The organism is Aliivibrio friggae (assembly GCF_057368515.1).
The window spans coordinates 2,086,253-2,099,932 of the sequence record NZ_CM170648.1; the positions used below are offsets into that span (position 1 = coordinate 2,086,253).

Below are 13,680 nucleotides of genomic sequence, written 5' to 3' on the forward strand. Positions count from 1 at the left end.
CATTTCTTTTTTTCATGCTACAATCCCCTTCTATTCATATATCTGAGATTTCACATGCCATTTTCCAAACTTGGGTTAAGCGATCCAATTTTAAAAGCCATCGACGAACTGGGTTATAAAGCCCCAACTCCAATTCAAGAAAAAGCCATTCCCGTTGCGCTTACTGGAAAAAACCTAATTGCAGCCGCGCAAACAGGTACAGGTAAAACAGCCAGTTTTGTATTACCAATTTTAGAAATCCTCAGCGAAGATCCAACTAAGGTTCGTGCTAAACGTGTTCGTGCATTAATTTTAACGCCGACACGTGAGCTAGCGATCCAAGTTGAAGACAATATTCAAAAATACAGTAAGCATATCGATATTAGTTCACTGGCTATGTACGGTGGCGTTGATTATAAAAATCAAAAAGAACGTCTGATTGAAGGGGTTGATGTATTAGTTGCCACTCCTGGCCGTCTTCTTGATATGTACACGCAACGCGCAATTCATTTCGATGAAATTGAGATTTTAGTTCTTGATGAAGCTGACCGTATGCTCGATATGGGCTTTATTGAAGACATCAATAAAATCATCGAGCGTTTACCGCTTGATCGCCAAAACATGTTGTTCTCTGCAACACTGTCTGATCAAGTACGTTTTTTAGCGAAAACAGCGGTAAATAATCCAATTGAAATTACTATTTCGCCAAAAACGACATCAGCACCACAAATTGATCAGTGGTTAACCACGGTTGATAAAGACAGAAAATCAGCACTGCTTAGTCACTTAATTACAGAAAATGAGTGGGACCAAGCACTGATCTTTATTGAGACTAAACACGGTGCGGCTAAATTAGTTAGCCAATTAGAAAAACGCGGGATCAGAGCAGAAGCTTTCCACAGTGGCCGAAGCCAAGATGCTCGTGCAAAAGTACTAAATGACTTTAAAGAAGGTAAATTACAATACCTAGTTGCTACAGGTATTGCGGCTCGTGGTATTGATATTGATGAGCTAACACGAGTGGTTAACTACGACCTACCTTTCCCTGCTGATGATTACGTTCACCGCATTGGTCGTACTGGTCGTGCTGGTGCAAAAGGTGAGGCTATCTCATTTGTTTCTAAAGATGACTTTAAAAACTTATGCATGATTGAAAAACGTCTTGGACACTTAATTGTTCGTAAAGAAATAGAAGGCTTTGCACCACGTAAAGAAGTGCCTATTTCTATTTTGAATTTTAAGCCTGCAAGAAAACCAGCACCAAAGTTCTAACCACAACTTGGTTAGATTACTAAATTAAAAAACGCCCATACTTTTTACTAGAAAGAGAAGTGAAAAGTATGGGCGTTTTTATATCTATCTGTTGATTAAGATAAGAGGATTTATAGAAGATGCTTTAAGGCATGCCCCGCTCTTTCATAACCTAAGTCTATCATTTCAGCTGTGCGTTCAAACTCAAATGTGCCACACGCATCTCTTGCTATTTCAACCGTAATATCTGGCGGATAAGCCGCAAGCTTTTGTCTCGCAATAGTGCTTTGCATCGCATCGAACGCTTGGTTTGCAATATCATACATACCTAAATCTATTCGCGATGCCTTCTCCGTTAAAGAACCAAAATAATCACTCACTTTTCGATGAAATGGCATATCTTCTTCTGGCTCTTGTGCTGAAATATCCACTTGATTGATCCCAAAGTCATCAATTTTATGGCTAATTTCACCAGCTAAGTTTACCGCAAGAGTAATATCGGAATGATCAGCAAAAGTTGGAGCAATCGGAACAGGGTTTAATACTCCGCCATCAATTAATGTTTTTCCATTAAATTCAATTGGCATTAAGTAAAGCGGTAAAGAGATAGAAGCTCGAATCGCTTGCAAAAGTGACCCTTTTTGTAACCACACCTCTTTTTCATTGCTAATGTCTGCAGCAACTGCGGTATAAGGAATTGAAAGATCTTCAATATGTAAATCTCCCAAGATATGACCAAGACGATTCATAACTTTATCGCCTTTAATTAGTCCACCTTTACCCCAATTGAAATCCATCAAAGAGACAATATCGAGCTTGGTGATAGTTCGCATCCACGCTTCAAATTCATCTAACTTTCCGGCGGCATATACCCCTCCGACAACAGTACCAATAGAGCAACCAGAGACAGATACAATCTCAAAATCATGTTCTTCTAACCAACGGATCACGCCGATATGAGCAAGGCCTCTCGCTCCACCACTTCCAAGAACAAGCGATACTGTTTTTTTCTTCATGGGGTTTCTCCCTTCCATGATCACTCTGCTTTAATATCCATAAATTGTGCGTTTAACACTTGCTGTAAAGCCTTAGGGGCTAACCCAATATCTAGCCCTCTTTTACCACCACTGACATAGATGGTTTCAAACTGCTCAGCCGTATTATCAATCACTGTTTTCAATCGTTTCTTTTGGCCAAAAGGACTAACGCCTCCCATGACGTATCCGGTCGATTTTTGAACCAAAGCAGGATCGGCCATTTTTGCTTTTTTGCCACCAGCAGCTTTAGCAATTAATTTCATACTTAAATGGGCAGCAACAGGAATAATACCAACGACTAGCTCTTTCTCATCTACTTGAACCACTAAGGTTTTAAACACCTCTTCATCAGGTAATCCCAGTTTTTCGGCCGCTTCTAATCCATACGCTTGAGCTTTTGGATCATGGTGATACTCAAGCACTTGATGTTCAATTTTTGCTTTCTTTAATAATTTCGTTGCTGGTGTCATTGCTATTAATACCTTAAAAAATAGGGTTACGCCTTAAAGTACGTCCGCTCTGGTCGCCCAACACTGCCATAAGAGAGGTCGGCACTCAATTCTCCAGAGCTAATGAGATATTCTAAATAACGACGAGCAGTAGTTCGGCTTACACCAATTAACTCACCTGCTTGATCTGCCGTTAATTGCTTTTCATTCACAAACAGTTGGCGCACTTTTTCTAATGTTACGCTATCAATGCCTTTGGGTAATCTTGCCACAGGCGTTGTCGTGGTAGAATGCAGCATGGCATCAACCATGGTTTGATCAATATCAACTCGATTAATAAATTGTTCTTTTTGACTTAAATATTTATTAATTGACTCTTCTAAGCGACTAAATATAACAGGCTTTAACAGATAATCTACCACACCACCACGCATTGCTTCTTGCAGCGTATTCACATCTCTGTCAGCGGTAATTAAGATAACATCAGGGGACGACTCTTTTTGGCGTAACTCACGCAATATATCAAGCCCGTTACCATCAGGAAGATAAATATCCAATAGCACTAAGTCTGGGTTTAACACATCAAATAACGTCGTCGCTTCTTCCTTACTGGCTGCAATTCCTATGACCTCTACATAATCTATTTTATCCAGATTACGGCGATGTATTTCTGCGATGCCAATATCATCTTCTACGATAACGATCTTGATTTTACTGCTCACACAATATCCTTTTGTTTATTCTTTATATTTATAAGATTGGTTGCTCTATGAATGCAACTCTTTTGGCAAATAAATGGTCATCAAGGTTCCTTTTCCCTCATCACTTCTGACCGTAAACTCTCCGTGATAATGATCGACTAATTGCTGAATAAGATGCAAACCAACCCCACGCCCTTGTTCCGGTTTTGTAGATACGCCTCTTTGAGTTAACTGTTTAAAGCTAAATGCCTGCGGTAAGCCGCACCCTTTATCTTCTACTTCGATAATCACTTCTTGGCCAAAATCAGTCACACTGACAATAATAGGCTCAATTACTTCTTTTGATTGATTCAAGGTTGCATCAAACGCATTGTCGATTAAATTTCCGATAATCGTCACCATATCTTCAGCACGAATATGCTCAGGTAAATGCGTTAATTGCGTCCCTTCCTCTATATCTAAAACTAAACCAAGCTCTCTCGCCCTCTCACTTTTACCAAGCAGTACCCCTGCAATCATAGGTGCAGAGATACTTTCTCGTAAAAACTCAATTAACTTTTGATAGCGTAGGCTTTCTTGTCCGATGATCTGCTGTACTTCTTCAATCTTACCTAATTGGATCAAGCCGCTAATGGTATTTAATTTATTTCGATGCTCATGAGTTTGGGATCGTAATAAATCGGCATATTGCTTAACTTGAGAAAGTTGAGTCGTCAATTCACTGATTTCATCTTTACGTCGAAAACTAGATACCGCCCCAATCACTTCACCGTCCATCTTAATCAATTCTCGGTTAGCAATAACGGCTTGGCCATTTAGTATCAACTCAATATCATGCTCTGATTGTTGGGTAACCAAAAGCTTAGTCAAATCACTGTCTGGCAAGACTTCAATAAATAACCGATTTAAAGACTGCTTAGGATCTATACCTAATATGTCACAGGCGCTTTTATTAATAGATCTAAGCTTACCATTCGCATCAATACTCAAGACCCCTTCACGTAATGTTGAGAGTGTGACTTGTTGTTCTTTATATAAACGCCCAAATGCTTCTGGCTCAAAACCAAAAATAGGCTTTTGAAAGCGCCTAGCGACAAAGTTAGCAATGAGGGTATTAACAAAAATAACCAGCACAGCCATCCCAAGAAAAAAGCTGAGAAAGTGAGAAACTTTGCTATCAATAGTGGTTAGTAAATAACCGACTGAAACCACTCCGATAATCTCACCACGATCATTTACAATCGGTGTTTTTCCGCGTACAGAGTGACCTAATGAACCTTTGGCGTATGAGATATAGGATTCGCCTAACTCTAGCGCTTGCTGGTTATCTCCCCCCTGCATCGGCTTTCCTATCCGCTCTTTAATCGGATGAGCGATTCGTATACCTTCTTTGTTCCCCACAACAATAAAAGCCGCACCAATGGATGAGCGTAATCGTTCTATTTTTTCTTCGATTAACAAGGGAGCATTTTTCTCAATGGCCATCATCACTAATGGTGACTGAGCAATAAATCGAGCAACGCCTAACGCTTTATCTCCGCTGTCTTGTGATTCCCAGTGCTTGATATATAAGAACGCACACACAGACAAAATTAAAAGCTTACCTACGCCAGAAATGGTCATTACTGTTAATAATCGACGTCTAAAATTCAAATCACGCCAAGACATTCATTTTTCCTTGTTAATCTTGCCTTAACAAAGAGTATCACAAGTCATTAACCTATTCTTAAACCTTGTTCATACTCTTGATCACACCTTATAAATATTTTCATCAATTCCATCGTAAAGTTAGGGAATTAATTCAGTATCACCCCACTTATGTGGTATAAAAAGCGCGCTTCTTTTCAGCATTTTTAACTCTTTCCCAAAAGGTTTCCGTTACTATGAAAAGCGATATTGAGATCTGTCAAACTGCGACACTTATCAGAATGAAAACGATTGCGTCAAACTTAGGGCTGCATGATGATGACATTACGCCACAAGGTCGCTATAAAGCAAAAGTCAATATTGACGCCTTAAAACACCTTGAAAACAAACCAAATGGTAAGTTAATTTTAGTCAGTGCTATCACGCCAACGCCCCTTGGTGAAGGTAAAACAGTGACGACCATTGGCCTAGCTCAAGGCTTAGCAAAATTAGGCGAATCCGTCAGTGCCTGCATTCGTCAACCTTCAATGGGACCTGTGTTTGGGGTAAAAGGCGGGGCTGCAGGTGGTGGTTATAGCCAAGTCGCTCCAATGGAAGAACTAAACCTTCATTTAACAGGCGATATTCATGCTATTACCGCGGCACATAACTTGGCCTCAGCAGCCATTGATGCTCGTATTTATCATGAGCAACGTCTAGGCTACGAACTGTTTTCTGAAAAGAACGACCTTCCCGCATTGCGAATTGATCCTGAACGAGTCGTTTGGAAACGAGTAATGGATCATAACGATCGCGCCCTTCGCATGGTCACGATTGGCAATAATGAAGAGGGAAAAACCATTAACGGTTACCAACGTGAAGATGGTTTTGATATTACCGCCGCTTCTGAATTGATGGCTATTCTGGCACTGGCGAGCGATCTTCAAGATTTACGTCAACGTATTGGTCGCATTGTTGTTGCTTATAATCTGGATGGCGAGCCCGTAACAACAGAAGATCTGCAAGTTGCTGGCGCAATGACGGTAACAATGAAATTTGCTATCAACCCAACCTTAATGCAAACGCTAGAAGGCGTACCGACTTTTGTTCACTCAGGTCCTTTTGCCAATATTGCTCATGGTAACTCTTCTATTATTGCCGACAATATCGCATTAAAACTAACTGATTATACGGTAACCGAAGGCGGTTTTGGTTCAGATATGGGATTAGAAAAAGCCTGCAATATTAAAGCGCCATTAGCAGGTAAAGCACCTGATTGTGCAGTGCTTGTTGCAACACTTCGAGGCATTAAAGCAAACTCTGGTTTATTTCCATTATCTCCAGGTCAAGCCTTACCTAAAGCCCTATTTTCTCCAAACCAAGAAGCATTAAATGCAGGTTTAAATAATTTACAATGGCATATTAATAACTGTGCTAAATATGGTTTACCTGTTGTTGTAGCGATTAACCGTTTCCCTGAAGATACTCAAGAAGAGTTGGATTTCTTACAACAATGGATTGCTGCATTGTCATCAGAAACCAATGTCGATGTTTCTATTAGTGAAGCTTTCGTTAAAGGTGGTGAAGGCGCAAAAGAGTTAGCTTCAAAAGTGATTGCAGCTTGTAAAAAAACAACTCAATTCACACCGCTATACACCAGTGACATGAGTTTATTTGATAAATTAAATGCAGTCGCAATTAAAGGTTATGGTGCTGAGCGTATTGAGCTATCAGAAAAAGCGCAGCAACAACTAGAACAGTTTGAGAAGTTAGGTTACCAATCTTTATCTGTGTGTATGGCAAAGACACCGGCTTCTATTTCAACAGATGGCAATATCAAAGGTGCACCAACAGATTTCATTGTTCCTATTCGTGAATTGAAACTGTGTGCTGGTGCCGGCTTTATTTATGCACTGTGTGGCAATGTCATGACGATGCCGGGTTTACCAGAAAAGCCAGCATTTATGAATTTAGACATTGATACAGATGGAAACATAACTGGACTTAGCTAAGATCACATAACTTAATATAGATCATATTCTATGTGCTACATTTACTGTTAATCTAGCTTCAACTTTTTATACAAATTTACTTATAATTTTTGAGGTTATCCTGATGGATATGACAAATGCTCAACGCTTAATTCTTTCTAACCAGTATTATTTGATGTCACAGATGGATCCTGCAAATGCAGAAAAATACCAACGCCAACAACTGATTGTTGAACGTGGTTATGAACTACAAATTCGTGAATTAGATAAAGACTTTGGTTGCATTACAGAAGCAGAATGTCGTGAGATCATCGACTTCATGGAGATGTACCATGCAATGCAAGAATCTTACAATATGTTGGTTCCTGAATGCCAAGCAAAAGTAGACGCTCGTCGTCTTCAGTTTTTAGGCTTTGATATTGCTACAGAAGCGCAGCAAGTGAACTATGTTCGTTTCCTAACAACTTCTGAAGGTTTATACCCTCAGTTTGATAAAGCGGATCACCACTTCAATAGCCAAATGGCAATGACTGATAAATATCGTCGCATGCTAACAACATGGCGCAACTGTCCACGTCAATACCACTTATGTTCAACAGAGATGGCGCAAATCTTTAACGCTTAATGTCTATATAGCTAAGCGCTAAACATAAACAACCAATTAAAATCCTCGCTCTGGCGGGGATTTTTTATGCCTGTGTTTATTACTATATAAATAAAAAAATCCCCACTGACGGATCAGTGAGGATTTGGCTTTCTAACCTGATTGATAGTTAACTAAGAATCCACCCTTATAGATTTAAAGCAATATCAATATTGTTGGTCAGATTAGAATTCATAGCGAAGACCTAAGTGGTAGTAATCTTCTTCTGCATCGTTCCAGCCAGACCAGATATTTGTGTTACCTGTCCCGTTATCACCATTACGCATCACATAACTTGTGTAAATAGAAGAGCGAGCTGTTAAATGGTATTGAACTTCTAGCGTTGTATCTTTGTATTCTGCTTCATCACCACCGGTGTTTTCTAATGCGCGGTAACCAGCACGAGCTGTCCAATCATCATTAATATTATATACAGCTGTTAATTCGTAGCTCTTATCTTTTGATTTACCAGCATAAACACCTTCAATTTCATCTTGGTTATACATAGCACCAAGCGTTAATGCATTTAACTTATATTGAAGACCTGCGCCCCAGAATGTGTAATCAGCATCTGGATTATCTGCATTTTCACCAGTACTGTTTGCTTGATATGCTACGATAGGAATTAATTGTCCTGCATCACCCATATCAAATGTGTAACGACCTACCGCATTATAAGAACCATCTTGATCTGATTCAGAATTGCCTAAAATATACGCAACCGACATATCAAATGCACCAAAGCTATTTTGGTACTGTAATGTGCCATCTTGACGGAAGGTTTGAGCTGCTGAGTTATCAATAAGCTCCATTTGACGTCCAATCAGAACATCCGATGCTGCAAACACATCACCTACATCAGAAAGCATAATGATGCCTGAAGCAACACGACCAAAGGTCACTTTACCCGCTTCTGAAGCATCAATACCTGCCCATACATAACGAGGGTCTAGGCCACCATCACCACGAGCTTCTGCTGCATTAACTGAATACTCAGCCCAACCAATTACAGATACTTGATCGTTAACTACTTGAGAACCACCAAGACCGATACGAGCATCAAAATTACCAACCGCATCATCAGACTGACGATCAGTTATGTTAAAACCTAAACGGCTATACATATCAATCGTTGAACCGTCTTCTGCTGTATATACTGTTGCTGCTGTTGCTGAACCAGCCATTAAAAGTGCTGGTACTGCTAACGCTAAAAGTGTCTTTTTCATAAAATCGCCCTATATATTTAAATTGGTTTAGTTCTTTAATTGAGACCATCAATATTTTTAAGACCAAACTCTCAAAATTTTGTAATCCGTTAATGTTTCTCTAAATCCGTTGAGATGAATAATGCCCTATTAATTCGCGCTGAAAAATTAAGTCCATTCAGAATTTGATCAACTTCAAAAACAGCCTGCATGAAAATATATAAATCATTTAAAAACAATAATATATATAAAAGATGTGTTTTTTTAATTTAGGTTTTATGTTGTTTATTAATGGTGAGATCACATTTTTCACAACGATAATTAACAATTAGCGTGATCATGATCTCTCTATTTTGAGAACAAAAAAGGTCTTGTTAGCTTCTATTAGGGGGGGTATTTGAAGTGAGTCACATTATTAATTTTGAGACTAAAATTAAATAGCAGCAGAGATTTTTTATTAGTGGGTCTTTTTATTCTAGAAATGAAGAAGTACACTGCAGCCCTAATCTAATTTCAGGTCTGGTTATGTCTTATCAATGCCCTTTATGCCAATGCGAGTTGCATCTTACTAGCAACCAATATCGTTGTGAAAACAACCATCAGTTTGATAACGCAAAAGAAGGTTATGTAAACCTCATGCCAGCTCATCATAAGCGTTCTAAAAACCCTGGTGACAATAAAGAGATGATGCAAGCTAGACGCGCTTTTCTAGAGGCTGGGCATTATCAACCGATGCAACAACAGGTAGCTAGCTTATGTCAGCAATATATAACGGATGATTCAGCCAACCTACTTGATATTGGTTGTGGTGAAGGTTATTACACCTCAAAAATTGCAGAGCAACTTGATGGTAAAGATGCGAACGTCTTTGGCCTCGATATTTCAAAAGTTGCTATTAAATATGCTGCAAAACGTTATCTAAATTGCCAATTTAGCGTCGCTTCAAGCCACCGCTTGCCTTTCTCTGATCTAAGTTTAGATGGCATTGTACGTATCTATGCACCATGCAAAGCACAAGAGTTGCACCGTACAATTAAAGATAACGGATACCTAATTACCGTAACGCCAGCAAGTCATCATTTATATGAATTGCGTGAAGGGGTTTATGGTGATGTTCGCCTACATGATGAAGAAGCAGAAGATATTAGTGGATTTGATCTTATTGAAGAGAAAAAATTAACTTACGATATGCACCTAAATGGTCTAGAAGCCCTGCATTTATTGGATATGACGCCGTTTGCATGGAAAGCGACAGCAGAATTTAAAGCCGAATTGGAAGAGAAAACTGCATTTGATTGTAAAGCGGACTTTATGATTAGAGTTTATAAAAAATAAACATTGAGTCTCAAAAATAAGATGCCAAATAACTATTTAATTAATAAAAGTTATTTGGCATTTTTATATCTACAACCAATAACTCTTCCATTTTGCTCTCATTTTTAATCCATTCCTGCCTACAATATAAAAACGCAGCGTAAAAACTGATCTAAATCAAAATATATCGATAGGCACCATTTTATCGAACTCCGAGAGAACAACGAGGAGAAGTATTGTTTGGTCTGATACTTACATATTAATCAATATGGATGAATCTTATGAAGTGTTTACTTATTTGTATGTTGCTGCTTATTTCTAGCCATAGTTTCGCTAAACTAGATAATATTTACCTCTCATCTGGAGTCGAGAAATCATCATTAGCATTAAGCGGGGCTGAAATTGATTTAGAAAATGGGTTATTTGTAAAGATCGGTTACCCGTTTGTATTAGCGCCAGATTATAATCTTGTTGTTGAGTTTGAGTATAGCCAGATAGGAAGCTATGAACATCATTTAACTGATAATGTTGGTTATGATAATGTAGAAATAGAGGCTAGCTCTGTAGGTATGAATTTAAAATATCAATCTTATCTTTTTGATTCTGATTTCTATTTAGCAAGTATTCTTGGAGTTCATCAATATTCTTTAGATTTAATGGTAGATAGCTTATCGCAAACGAATGCAAACGGAACAACCTTACAAACTACCATCTCTGGTGAAAAATCAATAAAAGAAGTCGGACTATCTTATGGCGTGGAAATTGGATACTCACTGCCATATTCATTAAATATAGCAGCAAGTTATACTATGGGAAGAGTGATTTCTGATGGTGTCGCTATCGACCTTTTATCAAGCCAACTAATCTTGAGCTACATCTTTTAAAGGTGGCTGATGATCCGCCCTCAACTCTTTATCTTTCAACAAAGATTGCTTTAAAAGTGCAGAATACAATGGCTGACCACCAAGCGCTTGAGCAATAAAAGTGGCTCCTAGCGTGGTCACAAGTAGAGGCAGTATCAGCTGGTAATTATTCGTCATTTCTACAACAAGAATTACCCCTGTAACAGGCGCTCGAACCGTTGCTGCAAATAACGCCCCCATTCCCGCAATAGCATAGACCCCAGGCTCTGAAACCCATTCAGGGAACCAAGCAGCCATTACCACACCAAAAGACAAACCAAGTAATGTTCCCAACGCTAACATTGGTGCAAAAATACCACCCGGAGCACCCGATGAAAAACAAGCAACTGTTACAATAACACGCAGTACAAAGAATCCAACCATGATCATCCAAGCCATTGGGCTATAGAACATCTCTGTAATAATTTCCATACCACTGCCAGAGAGCTTTGGTGCGATTAGCTGTAATAAAGCAAATGTCCCACCAAATGCAGCACCCAATAAAACAAGACGTGACAATCTATTTTGGTGGAACTTTTTAACTTTACTGGTCCCTTTTAAAATCCACTTATTAAAATTAACACCAATAATGCCAAATATAATACCTAAAATAGCGAATAAGAGCAGAGATCGAAGTGGTGGAACCTCAAAGCTTGGGATCGTCAAAAATGCTTCTTGGCCATGTAAAGAGCGCATTACAATAGTTGCAACTGCCGTTGCCAAGGTGACACATTTAATTGAAGTAATGTTATATCGAAACTGGGGACGCATTTCTTCAACAACAAACAAGATACCCGCTAAAGGCGCATTAAATGCAGCGGCTAAACCTGCCGCAGCACCAGCTGCTGTTAATATATGAGAAGAGTGACTAAAGCGTTTACCTTTAGATGCGATCATTCGTCCAACCGCACCACCAATTTGAATCGATGGTCCTTCACGGCCAAGCACCATTCCAGAACCAATGGTTAGCGTGCCTGCAATAAATTTGATCGGTAATACACGAGCCCAACGAATATCATGAGTACCATCTAATGCCCCTTCAATATGAGGGATCCCACTGCCTGCCGCTTCCGGTGCAAATTTAAAGGTAAGCCAAAAACCAAAAGCCGCCATTGCTGCACCCGCAAGTACCGCCGCAACAGGAGCTAAGTATTCAGAATAAGGAAGAGAGTCAACAAAATGAAGACGTTGCTCTGTAATTAATCGAATTGATGCTTCAAATAAAGCAACGACAGAGCCAGCAATACCACCAACAAGGGCTGATAAGAAAAGCAGTGCATAGTAATCAGTTTGTGTAGTTAAGAATTTAGGGGTTGTGCGATGCTTTAACATCCCACCTTGAAAGAAACGAAAATTGGGTGATTTTGGCATTTATCGTATCAACTTAGCACTAAAGAGCATTATGAACGTTATAGAATAGAGATCACAAATAATTATACGCTCTGCACCTAAATAGACCCTAACCATTTGTAAAAACTTAGATTGATTAAATGACCAAGATCGAACTTTGATATAAATCAACAAAATATAAGGATACAAAAAAAGCTCATTTCATGATGAAGTGAGCTTTAAAATACATAAATGTTATTTACATTTAATATAAACGGCTACCGTCAGGTCGAGAACGCAGTAAGTTTAATACCCACATATATTGCTCTGGACGCTCTGTCACTAACTGCTCAATTGCAATATTCATTGCACGTGCATCGGTTTCTTCATCGCCAGATGGAAAATCAGCAATCGCAGGTAGAGTGATAATTTCAAACTGCCCTGTTTCTGCATTATAAGATGGCAACATTGGTACCACTTTCGCCTTCGATAAGCGAGCCAATTTACCAAAGCCTTTTAATGTTGCTTTTTGAGTCGCAAAGAAAGGTACGAACACACTGTTTTGCGGTCCATGATCTTCATCTGGTAAGTAATAAGCCAAGTAACCTTCTCTAATCGCCTTGATTAATGGTTTAATACCAGCACTACGAGCATAAATTTTACCCCCATACTGCATACGCTGAACATGCATTAACCAATCGGTAATAGGGTTCTTTTGTGGCTTCATCATGGTTGTCACATGATAACCGCGAGACGCGAGCAGAATAGCAGGGAAATCAATCGCCCACGCATGTGGAGCAAGAATAATAATATTCTCTTTTTGCTCTAAAAGCGGAAACAAGTTTTCTCCACCAACAAAAATACCTCTATTCTCGTTATGCTTACGACTGCGAATAATTAACTCAGAGAACCCAAGCATAACTTGAGCGCCTGTAATATAGGTATCTTCTAGTAACTTTTGTTGCTCTTGCTCTGACTTCTCAGGAAAACAAGTCGCAATATTTAACTTAGCACGTTTAATCCCACCACTTGGCTTCTTAAGTACCAATTTAACAATCTTTGCAGCTAATTTGTCACGTAATCGAAAAGGAACAAACGCCAAAATAACAGCGAAACCAACCCCTAACCATGTAGGCCAGTATCTAGGATGTAGAAACGCCCACTGAAATGTTGGGTTATATGCATTTTTATCGACTTTTTCACTCATGAATAGATTCACTTATTCTTTATTATGAACTGTTTATGATATAACA

General features: G+C 39.0%; 12 protein-coding genes. 5 read left to right on the forward strand and 7 right to left on the reverse strand.

The window, feature by feature from the left end:
• Positions 1-54: 54 nt before the first annotated feature.
• Positions 55-1,251, forward strand: coding sequence for a DEAD/DEAH box helicase (locus AC2INI_RS09685; RefSeq protein ID WP_122034030.1), 1,197 nt, complete (start codon positions 55-57; stop codon positions 1,249-1,251).
• Positions 1,252-1,361: 110 nt separating this feature from the next.
• On the opposite strand, the gene AC2INI_RS09690 is transcribed toward AC2INI_RS09685, so the two are convergent.
• From AC2INI_RS09690 to AC2INI_RS09705, 4 genes are read right to left on the reverse strand one after another with little or no spacing between them, the layout of a single operon-like run.
• On the reverse strand, positions 1,362-2,246 hold the full coding sequence (locus tag AC2INI_RS09690) for a patatin-like phospholipase family protein (RefSeq protein WP_122034032.1): 885 nt from the start codon (positions 2,244-2,246) through the stop codon (positions 1,362-1,364).
• Positions 2,247-2,266: 20 nt separating this feature from the next.
• The gene (ybaK, locus tag AC2INI_RS09695; protein ID WP_486304715.1) at positions 2,267-2,737 is read right to left on the reverse strand and encodes a Cys-tRNA(Pro) deacylase; all 471 of its coding nucleotides are present in this window, start codon (positions 2,735-2,737) and stop codon (positions 2,267-2,269) included.
• 26 nt (positions 2,738-2,763) lie between these two features.
• Positions 2,764-3,438 carry a response regulator gene (locus AC2INI_RS09700; RefSeq protein ID WP_122034036.1) on the reverse strand — a complete coding sequence of 225 codons (675 nt, stop codon included), beginning with the start codon at positions 3,436-3,438 and terminating at the stop codon, positions 2,764-2,766.
• 45 nt (positions 3,439-3,483) lie between these two features.
• Entirely contained in the window at positions 3,484-5,085 is a 1,602-nt protein-coding gene (locus tag AC2INI_RS09705; protein ID WP_486304716.1) for an ATP-binding protein, read from the reverse strand.
• A gap of 215 nt (positions 5,086-5,300) precedes the next feature.
• On the opposite strand from AC2INI_RS09705, the gene AC2INI_RS09710 reads away from it, so the two are divergent.
• Both AC2INI_RS09710 and AC2INI_RS09715 read left to right on the forward strand, forming a co-directional pair.
• Positions 5,301-7,055: a formate--tetrahydrofolate ligase gene (locus tag AC2INI_RS09710; protein ID WP_486304717.1), complete on the forward strand. Its 1,755-nt coding sequence runs from the start codon at positions 5,301-5,303 to the stop codon at positions 7,053-7,055.
• Between the two features lie 103 nt (positions 7,056-7,158).
• Entirely contained in the window at positions 7,159-7,659 is a 501-nt protein-coding gene (locus tag AC2INI_RS09715) for a YfbU family protein (protein ID WP_486304718.1), read from the forward strand.
• Positions 7,660-7,862: 203 nt separating this feature from the next.
• Here AC2INI_RS09715 and AC2INI_RS09720 read toward each other — a convergent pair whose 3' ends face one another.
• Positions 7,863-8,903 carry a porin gene (locus AC2INI_RS09720; RefSeq protein WP_486304719.1) on the reverse strand — a complete coding sequence of 347 codons (1,041 nt, stop codon included), beginning with the start codon at positions 8,901-8,903 and terminating at the stop codon, positions 7,863-7,865.
• A gap of 504 nt (positions 8,904-9,407) precedes the next feature.
• On the opposite strand from AC2INI_RS09720, the gene rlmA reads away from it, so the two are divergent.
• Together rlmA and AC2INI_RS09730 are read left to right on the forward strand one after the other, a co-directional pair.
• Positions 9,408-10,217 (forward strand): 23S rRNA (guanine(745)-N(1))-methyltransferase, encoded by an 810-nt coding sequence (rlmA, locus tag AC2INI_RS09725; RefSeq protein WP_122034044.1) that lies wholly within the window; start codon positions 9,408-9,410, stop codon positions 10,215-10,217.
• A 260-nt stretch (positions 10,218-10,477) separates the two neighbouring features.
• On the forward strand, positions 10,478-11,080 hold the full coding sequence (locus tag AC2INI_RS09730) for an outer membrane beta-barrel protein (protein WP_162922510.1): 603 nt from the start codon (positions 10,478-10,480) through the stop codon (positions 11,078-11,080).
• Here AC2INI_RS09730 and clcA read toward each other — a convergent pair.
• Both clcA and lpxM read right to left on the reverse strand, forming a co-directional pair.
• Positions 11,057-12,469: a H(+)/Cl(-) exchange transporter ClcA gene (gene clcA / locus AC2INI_RS09735; protein WP_486304720.1), complete on the reverse strand. Its 1,413-nt coding sequence runs from the start codon at positions 12,467-12,469 to the stop codon at positions 11,057-11,059. The two genes, AC2INI_RS09730 and clcA, sit on opposite strands and share 24 nt — an antisense overlap.
• Before the next feature lie 223 nt (positions 12,470-12,692).
• Positions 12,693-13,634, reverse strand: coding sequence for a lauroyl-Kdo(2)-lipid IV(A) myristoyltransferase (gene lpxM, locus AC2INI_RS09740; RefSeq protein WP_122034050.1), 942 nt, complete (start codon positions 13,632-13,634; stop codon positions 12,693-12,695).
• Between the last annotated feature and the right edge of the window lie 46 nt (positions 13,635-13,680).